This is a genomic window from Nocardiopsis sp. iso_25 (genome assembly GCF_056173305.1).
The window spans coordinates 1395121-1412853 of record NZ_CM149667.1 but is presented as its reverse complement, the minus strand read 5'-3'; the positions used below and the strand labels follow the sequence as shown (position 1 = coordinate 1412853).

Here is a 17733-nt window from a genome sequence, read left to right as displayed (position 1 = left end):
GCCGCGCCCGACACAGGCACCGGAGCGAGGTCCGGTCCCGCACGCCCCGCGGAGCGCCGGCCAGGGAGGCTCCTCTCCCGCCTGTCCGGAGGAGGGCCCCCGCGGCCCCCTCCGGAAGGTCTCAGGAGCGGCCGGGCGCGTGCCCGCCGACCTCCTCGCGCAGCTGTTCCAGCACCCCCGACAGCAACCGCGACACGTGCATCTGCGAGTAGCCCAACCGGTCCGCGATCTCGGACTGGGTGTGGTCCCCGAAGAACCGCAACCGCAGGATCTCCCGCTCCCGCGCGGGCAGCCGCGCCAGCGCGGGCTTGAGCGACTCGCGCTCCACCACCCGGTCCAGCGCCGCGTCCTCACAGCCCAGGTGGTCCTCCAGACGCGTGCCCTCCTGCCCCTCGGCGTCTGAGGAGTCGGGCGCGTCCAGCGACAGCGACCGGTAGGACTCCGAGACCTGCGCCAGCTCGCTGACCTCGGCCTCGGGCAGCCCCATCTCGTGGGCCAGCTCCGCGATCGTGGGCGTGCGCGCGTGCTCCTGCTGGAACTCCCCCGTCACCCGGCGCAGCTTCACCCGGTTCTCCTGGTGGCGGCGCGGCACCCGCACCGCCCAGGTGTGGTCGCGGAAGTGCCGCTTGATCTCCCCCGTCACCGTGGGCAGCAGGTAGGAGATGAAGGGCTTGCCGCGGTCCGGGTCGTAGCCGTGCACGGCCTTGACCAACCCCACCATCGCGGTCTGCTTCAGGTCCTCCAACGGCTCGCCGCGCCCCCCGTAGCGGCGCGCGATCTTGTTGATCAGCGGCTGGTAGAGGGCCATGACCCGCTCACGCAGTCCGTTGGCCCGCGGGTCGCCCTCCCCCAGCCCTCCGAGTACGGACAGCAGTTCCTCCGCCGTGGCGTCCTCTCCGGGCATCGGCCTGCGGGGCCTGGGGATGACGGTCGTGCGGTCTGCGGCGGCTTGGGACTTTTGGGCGCTGTTCTCGGACAAGAGAGGACCCCCGGTGCTCTGTCCTTCTGTGCTTGTGTCGCCTGTCAGCACCTGCGGCTCGGCCCTCTCTCCTGACGCGGTGTCGGGAGCTCTGGTCGGGCGGGGGACGGTCGCCGTGCGAGGAGTACGTTCCCTCAGAAACGCCTTCAAAAGCGACGGGGCGAAAAAAGTTGTCGCACGACAAATATCTTTCGATCCCCGTGCGATCACTCTGCGTACGCGAAGGCGGACGCTGCACTCCGCGTCTCCAGCCCCGCAGGCCCACGGGGCACGGCGACCGCACCCTTCCCGCCCGGCGGGCCGGGCGCGGATACCAGCCCACTACCGCCAAGTCGTTCCATAAAACACTTTTGTCGAATTTTTCCCGTTCGAACTCATGTTCGCATCATTGCGGCCGGTCGACGCCCCGCAGGCGCGAAGCCGACCGCCCGGGCAACGGCGAGGGGCGCCCCGCGCAGTGCGCGGGACGCCCCCGAACCGGGAACGGCCTGGGATCAGCCGACCGGCTCCTTGGTGCGCTCGGCCCCGGCGGCCGCGGCCTTGCGCTCCCTGCGCAGCTCGCGGCGCGCCTGCCTGCGGGCCGCGCCGCGCTGCCTGCCCCACTCCACCAGCTGGTAGAGGACGGGGACCAGGATCAGCGTGAGCACGGTGGAGGACAGCAGACCGCCGATCACCACGATCGCCAGCGGCGCGGAGATGAACGCCCCGCCGCCGGTGATGCCCAGGGCCATCGGGGTCAGCGCCGCGACGGTCGCGAGCGCCGTCATGAGGATGGGACGCAGACGGTGCCGGGCACCCTCCACGATCGCCTCCCTGAGCGGCATCCCGTTGTTCTGGTTCTGGTTGATCAGGTCCATCAGGACGATGGCGTTGGTGATCACCACGCCGATGAGCATCAGCATGCCGACCATGCCCGCCACACCCAGCGGGGTGCCGGTGACCAGCAGCAGCGCCAGCGAACCGGTGATCGCGAACGGCACCGAGATCAGCAGCATCAGCGGCTGGAGCAGGCTCTTGAAGGTCGCCACCATGATCAGGTAGCAGATGACGATCGCGGCGACCATCGCCAGCATCAGCTGCGCGAAGCCCTCGCTCTGGTCCTGGCTGACGCCGCCCAGGGTCGCGGTGGCGCCCTCGGGCAGGTCCATGGTGTCCAGGGCCTGCGTGATCTCGGCGCTCACCGCGCCCAGGTCGGAACCGGTGGCGCTCGCCGACACGGTGGCGCTGGTGATGCCGTCGATGCGGGTGAGCTCCGGCGGCTGCTGCACCTCGGTCACCTCGGCGACGTCGGACAGCGGGACCGCCTGGCCGGTCGACCCCGTGACGGGCAGGTCCTCCAGCTCGGCCACGGTCCGGGGCGCCTCGTCGACGCGGACCACCATGTCGCGGCGCGTGTCGTCGAGGGTGACGGTTCCGACGTTCTGCCCGTTGAAGGCGGCGGTGACCTGCTGGCCGATCATGGCCTCGGTCATGCCCCGCTCGGCGGCCTCCTCGCCGTCGACGCGGACCTCCAGCGCGGGCTGGGACTCGGAGATGCTGTTGGCGACGTCGTCGGCGCCGTCGATGCCGCGCAGCTCCTCCTCGACCATCCCGGCCGCCTCGGCCAGGGTGTCCTGGTCGTCGGCGCTGACCCGCACCTCGATGCCCGAACCGCCCATGGCGGCCATGGCGCTCAGGCGCGGCTCGTACTCGGTGTCCAGGTCCTCCAGGGCCGTGCGCAGCACCTCGCGGTTGCGGGCCTGGTCGGTGTCGGGGTCGGCGGTGATGCTGTAGTCCACCTGGGCCGCACCGCCGCCGCCCATCATGGCGGCCATACCGCCGCCGCCGACGTTGGTCTGGTAGGACTCCACCCAGGCGTAACCGGCGAGGAGGTCCTCGACCTTGGCCGCCTCCTCGTCGGCGACCTCCAGGGACGTGCCCGGGGGCAGCTCCTGGACGACCTGGTAGGTGTTCTCCTCGGACTGGCCCATCCAGTCGGTCTCGATGCCGTTGGCCATGACGACCGTGCCGCCGAAGATGACGACGCTGGCGAGGAGCGTAATGATCGTGGCGGTCCTGCGCTTGGTGGTGATCCAGCGGATGACCGGCAGGTAGGCGCGCTGGAGCGGGCCGCGCATCTCCCGCTCGTACTCCTCGCGCTCGATCTCCTCCTGGGTGGCGTCCCCGATGTCCCTGGGGCTCATGAACCAGTAGCACAGCACCGGGATGAGGGTGATGGAGACGACCAGGGAGGCGGCCAGGGCCAGGCTGGCGGTGACCGCGAACGGCAGGAAGATCTCGCCGACCTGGCCGCCGACGAAGGCCAGCGGCAGGAACACGGCGATGGTCGCGAGCGTGGAGGAGACCACGGCGGCGGCGACCTCGCGCACGCCCTGCTTGACCGCGGCCATCCGCTCCTTGCCGTAGTCCAGGTGCCTGCGGATGTTCTCCAGGACCACGATGGAGTCGTCCACCACGCGTCCGATGGAGATGGTGATGGCGGCGAGGGTGAGCATGTTCAGCGAGAAGTCGAACGCCTGCATGCCCAGGAACCCGATCAGCACCGAGACCGGGATCGACACCGCGATCACCAGGGTGGAACGGATCGAGAACAGGAAGACCAGGATGACGATCACGGCGGCCAGCAGGCCCATGCCGCCCTCTTCGAGCATCGCGACGATGGACTCGTTGATGTAGGGGGCCTGGTCGAAGACCACGCTGATGTCGATGTCCTCGCCCAGGACGTCGGCCTGCTCGTCCAGGACCGCCTGGACCCCCTCGGAGACCTCGACGGTGTTGCCGTCTGGGGTCTTCATGACCATGACGCCGATGCTCGGGTCGCCGTTGACGCGCGCCAGGCTGGCGGCCTCGTCCTGGACGAGTTCGACGTCGGCGACCTCGGAGAGCCGGACCGGCTCGGCCGGGGCGGCCGGGGGCGCGCCGGGCGCCGCGGCGGACATGTCCGCTCCCGCGGCGGCGGGCTGGAGCCAGACCTCCTCGACCTGCTCGATCGAGGTGAACTGGTCACCGGTGGTCACGCTCAGGCTGCGGCCGTCGGACTCGACGTCCCCGCCCGGCTGGAGCAGGCCGCTGGACTGCAGGGCGTCCACGAGGCTCTGCGGGGACAGGCCGTTCTCGGCGAGTTCGTCCTCGTCCGGCGTGACGACCACGTCGGACTCCACCGCGCCGGTGAGCGTCGCCGAGCGCACGCCCTCGACGGACTCCAGCTCGGGGATGAGGTGGGTCTCCAGCGGGTCGACCATGGCCTGGTCGTCGCCGTCGGCGGCGCCCGCCGCGAGCATCACGACCGGCATCATGTCCGTGCTGAAGGACATGACGCTGGTGTCGACGCCCTCGGGGAGCATGCCCGCGACCTGGTCGACGGCGATCTGGGTCTGGCGGACGAGGTCGTCCTGGTTCTGGCCGTAGTCGAACTCGACCGTGACCTGGGAGGAGCCGGTGCTGGAGGTCGAGGTGACCGTGGTGACGCCCGGGACGCTCTGGACGGCCTGTTCCAGCGGCTCGGTGACCTGGCTCTCCACCACCCGGGGGGCGGCCCCCTGGTAGGTGCCGGAGACCATCACCATCGGCAGGGACATGTCGGGGAAGAGCTCGCGTTTGGCCGACGCCGCTGCGAGGACTCCGAAGAAGAGGACTGCCAGGGTGATGAGCAGGACCAGTGCCCGGTTGCCGAGCGACATGACCGCGGCGCGGTTCATACCTGGGTCCCTTCCACGCTGGTGGCAGCGGTCCCCGTCCGGGGGAGACCCGCGGCGCGGGCCCTTGCGGCCGATCTGGACATGAGAGGTTCTCGCTCCTAGTTCACTGCGGACACGGGGCGGGCCGTGATGTGTGGGTCGTCGAGCGCGTGTACGCGCCGGGGCAGCACACGGTCGTCCGCCGGTTCTGGGACCGGGATCGAAGGTGTGGTGACAGGGGTGCCGGTGTCCGGCTGCCGGGTGCGGGGCGGCCGTGTCTGCCGCCTCTCCCGGGCCTCGTGCACCTGCCGGGCGCACTACTCACCATACGTCGCGTTATATCGGGACTTGGGGCTCCCCCCGCGCGATTCAGGGAAGTCTCAGGGATGCGTCAGCCTTCTGGCAGGGTCGGTTTCTGACCAAAGTAGGTGTCCTCATCCGTAAGTCGGAGCCGGATGGGATGAAATGCGGCTTCCCGCGCCCGCGAGAAGGGCGCGCCCTGTAACGGACATCACGGTGGCAACTTCCGGCCAACCGGAAAACGGCCCCGGACACGCGGAACACGGGGACACCGGGGGTGACGGGACGGGCGCGGCGGGAAGCCGGACACCCGGACCTGCGGCGGCGGGGAGTCGTGCGCCCGGGGCGCACGCGCACCGGACCGACCGCCGCCGAACACCCCCGCGGCGGCGCTCAGGCGGACCGGGGCTCGCCGGGAGCCTCGTGCGGCTGCGCGGTCCCCCACACCACGCGCAGGAGGTCCTCCAGGGCGTGGGCCAGGGAGTCGTCCACGAGCGCGTAGCTGACCTGGCGCCCGCGCGCGGAGGTGCTCACCAGGCCGCAGTCGCGCAGGCAGGCGAGGTGGTTGGAGACGTTCTGGCGAGTGAGCCCCAGTTGGTCGGCGAGTTGGGCGGGGTAGTGGGGACCGTCGAGGAGCGCCAGCAGGAGGCGGCAGCGGGTGGGGTCGGACAGGGCGCGGCCGAGCCGCTGGATGGCGGACAGGCGCTGCTCGGAGGTCAACATGAAAACCATTGTACACAGCTTGCTGTATAGACAGCACAGGCTGTATAAACAGTGGAGGCTGAACCATGGGCGCCGCGGACGGCGGCCCCGGGAGAGGACGTCGGAACGGGAGGGCTGATGGGCCTGGGACACGACCACGGGCACGGGCACGGCGTCACCGCCGGGGCCGCCAACAGCAGACGGCTGGCGGTGGTCCTGGGGATGATGCTCGCCGTCGCCGTGGTCCAGGTGGTCGGCGCCGCGCTCAGCGACAGCCTGGCCCTGCTCGCCGACGCCGGGCACACCGTCACCGACTCCTTCGGCGTGGCCCTGGCCCTGGTGGCCGTGTGGATCGCCGCCCGGCCCGCCACCAGCAGGCGCACCTTCGGCTACCAGCGCGCGGAGATCCTCGCCGCCGCCGTCAACGCGCTGGTGCTGTTCGTCCTGTGCGGGTTCATCGTGGTGGAGGCGGTCGAACGGCTCCGCGCGCCCGCCGACGTGTCCGGGCCGGGCATGATCGCCGTGGCCGCCTTCGGCCTGGTCATGAACATCGGCGCGCTGCTCGTCCTGCGCTCGGGCGCCCGCGCGAGCCTCAACGTCAAGGGCGCCTACCTGGAGGTCCTGAGCGACGCCCTGGCCTCGGTCGGGGTGATCGCGGGCGGCGTCGTCGTCTGGCTGACCGGGTGGGACCGGGTGGACACCCTCGTCTCACTGGGCATCGCGGCGATCATCGTGCCCCGCGCGTGGTCCCTCCTGCGCGAGGCCGTGCACATCCTCCTGGAGGCCACACCGCAGGGCATGGACCTGAGCGAGGTCCGCGACCACCTGCTCGGACACCCCGCCGTCCTGGACGTCCACGACCTGCACGCCTGGACCATCACCTCCGGGGTGCCCGTGATGTCGGCGCACGTGGTGGTCGCCGAGGAGCACCTGCGCGACAGCGGCCGCATGCTGGACGAACTCCACGAGTGCCTGACCGGTCACTTCGACGTCGAGCACTCCACACTGCAGCTGGAGCCGCCCGGCCACGCCGACCACGAGGGCGCCCGCCACGCCTGACCTGGTGCGGCGCCCCGGCCGGGCCGGGCCGGCCGCGCCGGGGCGCCGCCGCTGGCCCGTTCCCAGGGCCGCGTCCCCGCTGGTGGGGACCGCCGCGGGCGCCACCGGCACACCCTCCGCGCGGTTACGATGCTGGACGGGCCGTCGGCGTGCCACGATCGCAACCCTCCGGCACACTTCCCCGCGCCCAGGAACGTCTAAGGAGACACCGTGGCACCCTTCCCGACCCGCGGTCAGCGATGAGCGAGAACCGGCTGAGAGCGGGGCTGCGCTCCCTGCTCAGGCTGCGCGGCTCGCTCCTGCCGCTCAGGGCGGCGAGGCTGTCGTACAAACTGCGCCGGGAACTGAGCACCACCCGCGAGGCCAGCACGTGGCGCCAGCCCGCGCGCGTGTTCCTCATGGCCTACGTGGTCGTGGACCTGATGGGCACGGCGCTGCTGATGACCCCGCTGACCACGCCCGACGACAGGGGCCTGGGCTTCGTCGAGGCCTTCTTCACCGCGACCTCGGCGCTCTCGGTGTGCGGGCTGAGCGTGGTCAGCATCGGCAACGACCTCAACACCTTCGGCCAGGGGGTGGTCCTGGCGCTCATGCAGGTGGGCGGCATGGGCATCATGACCCTGGCCTCCCTGCTGGGCACCGCGATGATCCGCCGGTTCGGACTGCGCATGCAGCTGACCGTGCAGACCGAGACCCGGAGCATGTGGGTGGGAGACGTACGCGGCCTGGTCAGCCGGGTGGCCCTGATCTTCCTCATCTGTCAGGGACTGACGTTCCTGCTGATCACCCCGAGGTTGTGGCTGGGCTACGACATGACGCTCGGGGAGGCCGCCTACTCGGGCTTCTTCCACTCGGTCTCGGCCTTCAACAACGCCGGGCTCTCCCTGTACGGGGACAGCATGATGCGGTTCTCCGGCGACGCGTTCATCCTGGTGCCGATCGCCCTGGCGGTGATCCTGGGCGGCATCGGCTTCCCCGTCCTGCTGGAACTGCGGCGCGAACTGCGCACCCCGCGCCTGTGGAGCCTGCACACCAAGCTCACCGTCACCACCACCTCGATCCTCTTCGTGGGCGGGGCCCTGCTGGTCACCCTGATGGAGTGGCACAACCCCCAGACCCTCGGGCAGATGCACTGGTGGTCCCGGCTGGTCGACGGCTTCTTCCACGGCGTGATGCCGCGCAGCGGCGGCCTCAACTCCGTGGACACCGGGGAGATGGAGGACGCCACGCTGCTGGTGACGATCATGCTGATGTTCGTCGGCAACGGCAGCGCCGGAACGGCCGGGGGCATCAAGGTGGCCACCCTGGCGGTGATCTTCCTGGTGGTGGCGGCAGAGGTCCGCGGCAACGACAAGGTGCACGTCTACGGACGCCAGCTGTCGCCCGAGGTGATCCGGCAGTCGCTGAGCCTGGTGTTCCTGTCCGCGACGGTCGTGGCCTTCACCACCGTCCTGCTGGTGCGCACCACCCCGTTCGAACTGCTCCCGGTGATGTTCGAGGTGGTCTCGGCCGTCGGCGTGGTCGGCCTGTCCACGGGCATCACCGCGGAACTGGCGCCGTGGGCCCAGTTCCTGCTGGCCCTGCTGATGGTGGCGGGCCGGATCGGCCCCATCACCTTCGTGACGGCGCTGGCCTTCCGCGACCACCGCCGGCGCTACGATCTCGCCGAGGCGCGGCCGATCATCGGCTGAGAGCACTCCGAGGGAAGGAAGGGACACCGTGCAGCAGCACAGGAGACTCACCGACAAGCGGGTCCTGGTCATCGGCCTGGGCCGGTTCGGCAGTTCGCTCGGCCTGGAGCTGGTCAGCCGGGGGTGGGAGGTGCTGGGCGTGGACTCCAGCCCGCGGCTGGTGCAGTCCTTCGCCGACGCGCTCACGCACACGGTGATCGCCGACGCCACCGACGAGGAGGCGCTGCGCCAGGTGGGCGCGGGCCAGTTCCGCAGCGCGGTGGTGGCCATCGGCACCCACCTGGAGGAGAGCATCCTGGCCACCTCCCTGCTGGTGGACATGGGGGTGTCCAACATCTGGGCGAAGGCGACGAGCCGCCGCCACGGCCGCATCCTGGAACAGGTCGGGGCCACCCACGTGGTGCTGCCCGAGCACGACATGGGTGAGCGGGTGGCGCACCTGCTGTCGGGCAGGATGCTCGACTACGTGGAGCTGGAGGAGGGCTTCTCGCTGGGCAAGACCAAGGCGCCCAAGGAGCTCATCGGCAAGACGCTGCGCGAGACCCGGGTGCGCCAGCACTACGGGATCACGGTGGTGTCGGTGAAGCGGATGGGTGAGGAGTTCACCTACGCCACCCAGGAGACGGTGCTGAACAAGGGCGACGTGATCGTGGTCGCGGGGCGCACCGACGACGTGGAGCGCTTCTCCGAGTCCACCTGAGCCGCGGGCCGCACGGCGGCGGGCGGCCGCGACCGTCGGGGCGCGGTGGAGACCGGTCCGGCGGGAAGGACTCCGGGGCGCCGCGCGGCGCCCCGGGTTCCGCGTCCGGCCGCCCGCTCCCCGTGCCCGCGGACGGCGGTTCCGGGGGTGCGTGAGCGGTCCGTTCCGAACAGACAAATTGACAACCGTTTTCATTCTTCCGACAATTGACCCATGCGAACTGGGACAACCGTGCGGGCCGCCGCCCTCGGCGCCGCGACACTTCTGACGATCACCGCCTGCGGAAGCGGCGGTGAGGGGGCGGACGACTCGGGTGTCTCACCCGCCGACGCGGACCTGACCGTGGTCACCGGCGTCTACCCCCTGGAGTGGCTGGCCGAACAGATCGGCGGCGACCGGGTGGCGGTCGTCCAGCTCACCGAGCCCGGCACCGAGCCCCACGACCTGGAGCTGACGGGCCGGCAGGTCGCCGAGGTCAGCGAGTCCGACATCGCCTTCTACGTGGAGGGCCTCCAGCCCGCCGTGGACGAGGCGATCACGCAGGAGGCCGCCGAGAGCGCGTTCAACGTCGCCGACGTCGTGGAGCTGCACCCGGCGGGAGAGGGCGGCCACGACCACGCCGAAGGCGACGGGCACGCCGAAGAGGGGCACGGCCACGGCGAGGAGGAGCACGGCCACGGCGAGGAGGGCCACGACCACGCCGAGGACGAGGCGCACGCGGAGGAGGAGGCCGCCGCCGAGGAGGAGACCGCCGCCGAGGAGGGGCACGACCACGGCGAGTACGACCCCCACTTCTGGCTGGACGTGGACCTGATGGCCCAGACCGCCCAGGCGCTCGGCGACCGGATGGCCGAGGTCAACCCCGAGGGCGCCGACGGCTACGCCCAGGGCGTGGAGGCCGTGACCGCCGAACTGGAGGCGATCGGCCAGGAGTACGAGGAGGGGCTGTCCTCCTGCGAGCACGACGAGGTGGTCGTGGGGCACACCGCCTTCACCTACCTGACCGAGGCCTACGGCCTGGAGCAGATCGGGGTCAGCGGGGTGGACCCCGAGACCGAGCCCTCCCCCTCGCAGATCGCGGCCATCACCGACGTCGTCAACGAGCGCGGCATCGAGACGATCTTCACCGAGCCGCTGATGCCCGCGGCGACCGCCGAGACCATCGCCGCCGAGACCGGCGCCCAGGTGGAGGTGCTCGACCCGCTGGAGGGCGTCACCGAGGACTCCCCCGGCGACGACTACCCGTCGATCATGCGGGGCAACCTGGAGGCGCTGACCACCGCGCTGTCCTGCTCCTGATCCCCGCCCCGTCCCACCGCACCGGCCCCGTCGGCCCGGGCCCCCGCCCCGGCCGACGGGGCCGACGCGTGTCCGCTCCCTTCCCGTGCCGCCCTCCCGCCGGGCGGGGGTCCGCGCCTCCCGCGCACCCGCGCCCCCACGGCCCGGAACGACCGCGTGTTCTCGATCCCCTGTTCCCCCTGTCAGGGGGAGCCGCGTGTCCTAACCGCCTTTGCCTCCCGGCCGAAACACCCCCGGGACACGTGGGCGCAACACACGGGCAGGCCATGGGTTACATGGCGCTTACATACCACCAAACCTCCGGACAGGTGGCGGGGGTCACGCTATGCTTGTGAACGTGTCGGTGCTGATGCACGTGCATGTGGCGGTGCATTAGCACGGACGTTCCCCTCGACGAAAAAAGGAGCAGCATGACCGCACACAACGGCATCCCCGCGACCCAGCTCACCGAGGCGGCCTGGCAGAAGGCCCGGCGCAGCAACTCGCAGGGTGCCTGCGTCGAGATGGCCCGCCTCGGCGACGGCTCCATCGCCGTACGCAATTCGCGGTTCCCGTCCGGACCGGCGCTGGTCTACACCCAGGAGGAGATCGACTGCCTCATCCTGGGCGCCAAGGACGGGGACTTCGACAACCTGCTCAGCTAGGGCCTCTCGTCCCGTCGGACGCGTTCTGCCCCGACGCACACAGGAGGGGTTACCGCTCGGCGGTGACCCCTTCCTCGGGCACCGCCCCGATCGCCGTGCCCCGGCCGCTCCGCGACCGCGGGGCCGTCCGTGTGCGCGCACGTGCCCCGAAACCCGGAAAGGCCCGCCTCGGCGAGCCTCTCGTATCCCTGGGAGCGTGTTCGGGGTCCCCTCCTCCCGTCCCACGCCGCTGGTCAGCCGGTTTCCTTGTCCAGGTCCTCCAACATCTGCTCCAGCAGTTCCAGCGTCTCGTCCGGCGTGGCCGCGGCGACGCTGAGCCGGGTCATGGCCTTGGTGTAGGCCTCCACCACCGGCCTGCGGTCGATGATCTCGCCGTCGGTGAGCTGCTCCAGGTAGACCATGTCCGCGAGCTCGAACTCCGAGTAGCGCAGGAGCGTGAACGACCCCGCCTCGGCCGCGTGCGCGCCCACCGCGAAGGGGACGATCTGGAGCGTGATGTTGTCGTACTCCTTGCTGAGCTGGATGAGCCACTCCAGCTGGCCGCGCATGATCTCGCGCCCGGCCTCCGGACCGCCGATGGGTCTGCGGACCGCCGCCTCGTCGAGGATCACCCACATGCGCATGCTCGTGTCGGTGCGCAGGCGCCGCTGTCTCTTGAGTCTGGCGTCGACGCGCTGCTCGGTGACCTCGTCGGTCTCCACGCCGCCGGAGATGACCGCCCGCGCGTACTCCTCGGTCTGGAGCAGCCCCGGAACGAACTGGGACTCGTAGATGCGGATGTGGTCGGCGGCCTCCTCGAAGCCGACGTAGCGGATGAACCACTTGTGCAGTGACTCCCCGTACTCCTTCCACCAACCGGGCTTGTTGGATTCGCGCGCGACTTCGAGGATTTCCCTGATCCTCTTGCGGTCGGAGACCCCGTACATCTTGAGGAGGTCCTCGATATCGCGCAGCTTGAAACCGACCCGGCCGAGTTCCATACGGCTGATCTTCGACGCCGATGCCCGAATCTTGTTCCCGGCATCCTCTCGGCTGATACCACGCGCTTCGCGAAGCTGGCGCAGCTCGTGCCCGATCAGCATGCGGCGCACAGTGGGGCCGCTCCCCTGGCGCAATCGAGCGATATCCACGTTCGCCGCCTCTCCCTCATTCCTCGCACAAGGGTATCCGTGCGAAGGGACACCTTTGCCGTGCGGACAAGACACTACAGGTACACGATAGAACGATAGAGCAGTGGTGCCTTCGCCTCGCTGGCGGATCCCCGGCACCTCCGGGGAGGGCCCCGCCGCCGGGAGTGATCCGGCGCGGCCCCCGGCGGGAACCCCGGGACTCACACGAATTGCGCCCAAACGAACTTTCCACCGGGCTGCGTGGGAATCACACCCCACTCTCGCGCGAAAGCACTCACCAAGGCAAGCCCCCGACCGCCCTCCAGGTCGAGATCGGTTTCCCTTCTCTCCGGCAGCCGGTCTCCACCGTCACGAACCGCACAGATGAATTCACTGCCGCTGCGCATGAGCGAGAGCTGAATACCGCCCTCGCTCTGCCCTGTCAAGGGCAGAGGGCCGCCGTGCCGGAGCGCATTGGTGACCAATTCCGAAACGACCACCGCGACATCGCTGGACAAGTAGTGCATCTCCCATTCGTGGAGAAGCGCCTCGGAAATCTCGCGCGCTGCCCCCACCGAGTGGGGGCGCGGCTCGAAGCTCCACGTGACGGCGTCGTGCCGGTCCCCGCAGACGGGGGTGTTCCAGCGGCGGGAACCGTGCGTCAGGACCCTGAGCCACCAGCCACCGGCCGGGTCGGCCACCGCCTCAGCGCACTCCATGCCTTCCACTCCTCCCTGACGCACCGCTGTGTGGGCGTCGGTGACACGGCCGGGGCGGGCCGTGTCGGCGTGCAGGTCGGGCGCGTGCCGCTGCACGACTCGAATGCACGTGCATCTTCGTCTTGCAGGCAATCGTAGGCCAAGCCCCGACGTTGTGCAGGCAAACGCGGAGACGACTTCGGCCGACCCGTGAAGCGGGTAGTCGCGAATCCGCCCGCCCGCGGGCGGTCCGGCCCCGGACACACCCCGTCCACCTACCGACCGGTTGGCATGTGGATAGGATCTCCTCGCGCCCACCACGCGAACTCTTGGAGGTAATCCCATGTCACCAACGCCCCGTGTGGCCGTCGTGACCGGTGCGGCCCGTGGGATCGGTGCCGCAGTCGCTGAGCGCCTGGCGCGCGAGGGCCGCTCCGTCGCCGTGCTGGACCTGAGGGAGTCCGACGCCCAGGAGGTCGTCGACCGCGTCACCGCCGCGGGCGGCACCGCCCTGGCCGTGGGCTGCGACGTGTCCGACCCAGACCAGGTGACCGCCGCCGTCGACACCGTGGCCGAGCGCCTGGGGCCGCCCGCGATCCTGGTGAACAACGCGGGCGTCCTGCGCGACAACCTGCTGTTCAAGATGTCCGTGGAGGACTGGGACACCGTGATGAACGTGCACCTGCGGGGCTCGTTCCTGATGAGCAGGGCCGCCCAGGCCCACATGACCTCGGGCGGCTGGGGCCGGATCGTCAACCTGTCCAGCTCCTCCGCGCTGGGCAACCGGGGCCAGGCCAACTACTCGGCGGCCAAGGCCGGGCTCCAGGGGTTCACCAAGACCCTGGCGATCGAGCTGGGCAAGTTCGGCGTGACCTGCAACGCGGTCGCGCCCGGCTTCATCGAGACCGCCATGACCAGGGCGACCGCGGAGCGCATCGGCGTCGAGTACGAGGACATGAAGGCCTTCAAGGAGGCCGAGATCCCGGTGCGCCGGGTGGGCGTGCCCGAGGACATCGCCAACGCCGTCGCCTTCCTCACCGGCGAGGAGGCCGGGTTCGTGTCGGGCCAGGTCCTCTACGTCGCCGGCGGGCCGCTTGACTAGTCGGCCGCGCGACCCCCGTGCGCCCCGTCCGGAACCCTCCGGGCGGGGCGCGCGTGTGCGCGGGCCGGGGGCCGGGACGGTCACCCGTCCGGGTCCCCGGCGGCGCGGGCCTCCTCCATCGCCGCCGTGACCGTGGTCGCCAGTTCCTCCACCAGGGCGACGCCGCTGGTGTAGTCGGGGCTGCCGTCGGTCAGGACCGCGATCAGGTACTCGCGGCCGGGTCCGGCCACGTAGCCGACGCTGTTGACGTTCCACAGGCCGCCGTTGGCCTCGCGCGGGGTCCACCCGTTCTTGAGGCCGACGGTGTCGTCGGGGCCGGCGCTGGCCGAGACCCCCCAGGACTGCTCGGCGGCGACGGACTCCATCAGCCCGCGCGCGTAGGCCCGGTCCTCCTCCGCCAGCGGGCTCCCGTCGCAGTACAGGGCCCGCAGCAGCCGCACCTGGTCGGCGGCGGTGGTCATGGTGGCGCCCCACCTGCCGCCGGGGTGGGGGACGGTGTTGGTGAAACCCAGGGTCTCGGTGCCCTCGACGAAGCCGTCGGTGAACCCGATCCGCGAGTACAGGCCGTCGGTGACCTCGTTGTCGCTGTGGCGGATCATGGCCGAGACCTGCGAGCGCTCGGCCCCGGTGAGGTCGCGGCCCTCCTCCTCGGCACGCAGCAGCAGCATGGTGAGGATGGTCAGCTTGGCCACGCTCGCGGTGGGGAACCGCCGGTTGGCGCCGTGGCTGAAGGTGGCCCCGGTGCGCAGGTCCTGCACGGCGACCGCGAAGTCGGCCGGGTGCTCCTCCCCGATCGCCCCGACGCGCGCGGTGAGTTCCTCGCGCTGGGCGGGGGTGAGCCCCTGCCCTCCGGTGGCGGGCGCGCCGACGGGCGCGAAGGGCACCAGGGGGAACGCGTCCTCGGAGACCAGGGAGCGGAACAGCGCGGGGTCCGGGCGGGGCGGCGCGGCCCCTGAGGCCGAGGTGGCGCCGGGCAGGGTGAAGGCCAGGATCACCGCGAGGACGGCCGCCACGACGGCGACGGACCGGGCTCGGGTGTCGGCGGGGGAATGCCGGGGCACGGTATCACCGGTTCGCTGACACGCGGATGGGCTGGGTTACCGACATTATCCAGTGAAATGTCGCGAATACGAACATCTCGATACCGAATCGGTACCCGGTTCCCTCTTTTCGTCCGTCCCGGCGGGCGAATCCTCAGCCGCGGGTGTCCTCGTCGATACCGCGGGCCACCAGGGCCTCCCCCGTCGCGTCGGCCATCCGCAGGAGCTGGACGATGACCGGGACCACGAGCAGGTGGGGACGGCCGGACAGCCCCCGCGCGCGGTAGGCCTCGCGTGCGGCCTGCCAGGCGGAGGCGGCCATCGGGATGGAGCGGACGGTGAGCGCCAGGACGAGGGCGATCCGGTCGGGGTTGGCGCCGACGTGCCTGAGCGGGCGGGCCATGCGCTCGAAGAGGTCGAGCATCGCGCGCACGCGGGTGGTGAGCGTGACGAGGTTGGCGAACAGGACGAGCGCGGCCAGCTGCGCGCACAGGCGCAGGGCCGTCTGCCAGTCCGCGAACAGGACCTGGAACAGGCCGATGGCCAGCAGGAACGGCGACAGCGCGCGCAGTGCGGACCAGGCCCGCCCCAGCGGGAGACCGGCCAGCGGGTACAGCGCGAGCGCGGCGGCCAGGGCGCCGACGGCGACCCGGGGGTCCGCCCAGACGACGAGGCCGACACCGGCCAGCAGCAGCGCGAGGAGCTTGGCCCCGGCCGGGATCCGGTACAGGAACCCGGTGCCGGGGACGTAGAGGCCGACCGTGCTCACCGCTCGTCCATGAGTTTGGTGTAGTGGCGCACGGCGTCGCCGGGAACGCCGTCGAAGACCACCCGCCCCGCGTCCATGACCAGCACCCGGTCGAAGCCGTCGAGCAGGTCGAGGTCGTGGGTGAACAGGACGACCTGCTGCTCCAGACCGTCCAGGGTCCGGTGCACCGTGCGGGTGTTGCGCAGGTCGAGCAGGGTGGTGGGCTCGTCGCAGACCAGCACCTCGGGCTCGGTGACCAGTACCGAGGCCAGGGCCAGGAGCTGCTTCTGCCCTCCCGAGAGCAGGTGGCCGGGGTGGTCGCGGTGGCCGTCGAGGCCGTAGCGGACCAGGGCCGATTCCACCCGGCGGGCGGTCTCCTCGCGGCCCAGCTTCAGGGAGCGCAGGCCGATCTCCACGTCCTCGGCCACGGTGGGCATGATGATCTGGTTGGCGGCGTCGGAGAAGACGAAGCCGACCCGGCGCCGGATCCGCTTGGCGTGGCGACGGGTGTCCCACTCCCCCAGCGTGACACGGCCCTCGTCGGGGACGACGAGGCCGTTGAGGGTGCGGGCGAGCGTGGACTTGCCCGATCCGTTCGCCCCGATCACGCCGATGCGGTGTTCGGCGAGGTCGAGGGTGACGTCGCGCAGCACGGCGCGGTCGTCGTAGGAGTGGGAGACGCCCTCCAGGCGCAGCATCAGGATTCCCCGCGGGCGGTGGCGGTCTCCAGGACGGGGCGGCCCGCGGGCGGGATCGGGTAGGCGCGGTAGACGGCGCTGGCGATGAGCGCGGTGACCACGGCCTTGACCAGGTCGCCCGGCAGGAAGGCCACCATGGAGTAGGCGGCGGCCAGGACCCCGTCGCCCATGACGACGGCCATCCAGGGGACGCCGACGGCGTAGATGACGAGGATGCCGCCGACGACGTTGATCCCCAGGCCCGCCCAGAACCGGTAGCGCCCCCGGGTGCCGCGGACCATGAGGTCGGTGAGCAGGCCGATGACCAGCGCGGCGAGGACCCAGCTGACGATGAACCCGGCCGAGGGCCGGGCCAGGACCCCGACGCCGCCCATGCCGCCCGCGAAGAGCGGGAGTCCGGCCAGGCCGAGCACGATGAAGGCCGCCACGGCGAGGGGGCCGCGCTTCCAGCCCAGGAGGCTGGGGGCGAGCATGATGCCCAGGGTCTGGAGGGTGATGGGCACCGGCGAGAACGGCAGCGGGATGGCGACCGTGACGCTGAGGGCGGCGATGAGCCCGGCGAACACGGCGATGAGCGCGAGGTCGCGGGCGGTCAGACCCTTGTGGCGGACGTTGGTCCTGGTCGTGGGCATGGGCGGTTCCCCTGGGAGGTCGTGGAGGCGGATCTCTGCCCATTGTCGGTTATGGCGGCGACCAGGACGAAGGTCGGGGCGCACAGTTCTGCGGGCCCCGGGGTTGTAGGGGGTCGCCTGAGACGCAGGTCACGCGGAGGTGCCCGGCGGATCCGGATACGAGGGTTATCCATGCTTTTTCCGATCAGGACGCCGTGCGCCGGAGGCCGTGGATCCGACCTCCGGCGCACAGGCAAAGGCATCGCGAATCCGGCGTCCGCACACGGTACTGGAGCAGAAGAGAGGACTACTCGAACCACCACACGAGGAAGAAGGCAACCAGGGAGGCGCATGCGAGGAGGACAGCCAAACGTCCACCACGGGGCATCCGACCAGATATCCCTCTCAGCCTCAAAACGAGCAGAGAAACCAGAAGCGAAGTGATCCCGAAGACGAAGGAAAAATAGCAAGCGTGATAGATTCCCGCCGTGTTGAAGACATGTGGCTCCGGGAAAGTCCAGTTGAGTTCGGGGGCGTCGTCCATGAGCCATTGAACCTGTATGGCCGCTCCGGCTAGGCACCCGAGGACGGCCGCTAGAGCAGCTGCTCCCCTCTCACCACCCCTGGGGGGAAGAATAAGAGCAGCATAGGCAAGCGAACCAGCCATCAAAGGAAG

General features: G+C 70.7%; 15 protein-coding genes. 6 read left to right on the top strand and 9 right to left on the bottom strand.

Going from position 1 to position 17733, the window contains the following annotated elements; all coding sequences use genetic code 11:
- Positions 1–121: 121 nt before the first annotated feature.
- The 3 genes from AC0VX6_RS06315 to cmtR form a co-directional block, all read right to left on the bottom strand.
- Positions 122–979: a SigB/SigF/SigG family RNA polymerase sigma factor gene (locus tag AC0VX6_RS06315; RefSeq protein WP_475467711.1), complete on the bottom strand. Its 858-nt coding sequence runs from the start codon at positions 977–979 to the stop codon at positions 122–124.
- A gap of 494 nt (positions 980–1473) precedes the next feature.
- A complete protein-coding gene (locus tag AC0VX6_RS06310) occupies positions 1474–4677 on the bottom strand; it encodes an efflux RND transporter permease subunit (RefSeq protein ID WP_274976587.1) in 3204 nt (1067 codons plus the stop codon).
- 672 nt (positions 4678–5349) lie between these two features.
- Positions 5350–5679, bottom strand: a complete 330-nt coding sequence (cmtR, locus tag AC0VX6_RS06305) for a Cd(II)/Pb(II)-sensing metalloregulatory transcriptional regulator CmtR (protein ID WP_274976586.1) — start codon at positions 5677–5679, stop codon at positions 5350–5352.
- Positions 5680–5796: 117 nt separating this feature from the next.
- On the opposite strand from cmtR, the gene AC0VX6_RS06300 reads away from it, so the two are divergent.
- The 5 genes from AC0VX6_RS06300 to AC0VX6_RS06280 all read left to right on the top strand — a co-directional run bounded on the left by AC0VX6_RS06300 (position 5797) and on the right by AC0VX6_RS06280 (position 11051).
- Positions 5797–6717 (top strand): cation diffusion facilitator family transporter, encoded by a 921-nt coding sequence (locus AC0VX6_RS06300; protein WP_416024233.1) that lies wholly within the window; start codon positions 5797–5799, stop codon positions 6715–6717.
- Between the two features lie 239 nt (positions 6718–6956).
- A complete protein-coding gene (locus AC0VX6_RS06295; RefSeq protein WP_274976584.1) occupies positions 6957–8408 on the top strand; it encodes a TrkH family potassium uptake protein in 1452 nt (483 codons plus the stop codon).
- 28 nt (positions 8409–8436) lie between these two features.
- Complete coding sequence (locus AC0VX6_RS06290; protein WP_274976583.1) at positions 8437–9108, top strand: potassium channel family protein; 672 nt, start codon at positions 8437–8439, stop codon at positions 9106–9108.
- Between the two features lie 213 nt (positions 9109–9321).
- Complete coding sequence (locus tag AC0VX6_RS06285) at positions 9322–10407, top strand: metal ABC transporter substrate-binding protein (protein ID WP_475467707.1); 1086 nt, start codon at positions 9322–9324, stop codon at positions 10405–10407.
- 410 nt (positions 10408–10817) lie between these two features.
- The gene (locus tag AC0VX6_RS06280; protein WP_013151575.1) at positions 10818–11051 is read left to right on the top strand and encodes a DUF397 domain-containing protein; all 234 of its coding nucleotides are present in this window, start codon (positions 10818–10820) and stop codon (positions 11049–11051) included.
- 233 nt (positions 11052–11284) lie between these two features.
- On the opposite strand, the gene AC0VX6_RS06275 is transcribed toward AC0VX6_RS06280, so the two are convergent.
- Both AC0VX6_RS06275 and AC0VX6_RS06270 read right to left on the bottom strand, forming a co-directional pair.
- Positions 11285–12133, bottom strand: a complete 849-nt coding sequence (locus tag AC0VX6_RS06275; RefSeq protein WP_274978067.1) for a helix-turn-helix domain-containing protein — start codon at positions 12131–12133, stop codon at positions 11285–11287.
- Positions 12134–12381: 248 nt separating this feature from the next.
- Complete coding sequence (locus AC0VX6_RS06270) at positions 12382–12879, bottom strand: ATP-binding protein (protein WP_475467706.1); 498 nt, start codon at positions 12877–12879, stop codon at positions 12382–12384.
- 322 nt (positions 12880–13201) lie between these two features.
- Here AC0VX6_RS06270 and fabG point away from each other — a divergent pair, with 322 nt between their 5' ends.
- Positions 13202–13960 (top strand): 3-oxoacyl-ACP reductase FabG, encoded by a 759-nt coding sequence (gene fabG, locus AC0VX6_RS06265; RefSeq protein WP_274976581.1) that lies wholly within the window; start codon positions 13202–13204, stop codon positions 13958–13960.
- An 80-nt stretch (positions 13961–14040) separates the two neighbouring features.
- Here the strand turns inward: fabG and AC0VX6_RS06260 are convergent, their stop codons facing one another.
- The 4 genes from AC0VX6_RS06260 to AC0VX6_RS06245 form a co-directional block, all read right to left on the bottom strand.
- Positions 14041–15021, bottom strand: a complete 981-nt coding sequence (locus tag AC0VX6_RS06260; RefSeq protein WP_475467704.1) for a serine hydrolase — start codon at positions 15019–15021, stop codon at positions 14041–14043.
- A gap of 133 nt (positions 15022–15154) precedes the next feature.
- Positions 15155–15769, bottom strand: a complete 615-nt coding sequence (locus tag AC0VX6_RS06255; protein WP_274976579.1) for an energy-coupling factor transporter transmembrane component T family protein — start codon at positions 15767–15769, stop codon at positions 15155–15157.
- On the bottom strand, positions 15766–16446 hold the full coding sequence (locus AC0VX6_RS06250) for an energy-coupling factor ABC transporter ATP-binding protein (RefSeq protein WP_274976578.1): 681 nt from the start codon (positions 16444–16446) through the stop codon (positions 15766–15768). Before AC0VX6_RS06250 ends, AC0VX6_RS06255 begins: the two co-directional genes overlap by 4 nt.
- Positions 16446–17078 (bottom strand): biotin transporter BioY, encoded by a 633-nt coding sequence (locus AC0VX6_RS06245; RefSeq protein WP_475467702.1) that lies wholly within the window; start codon positions 17076–17078, stop codon positions 16446–16448. Before AC0VX6_RS06245 ends, AC0VX6_RS06250 begins: the two co-directional genes overlap by 1 nt.
- Positions 17079–17733 lie beyond the last annotated feature (655 nt).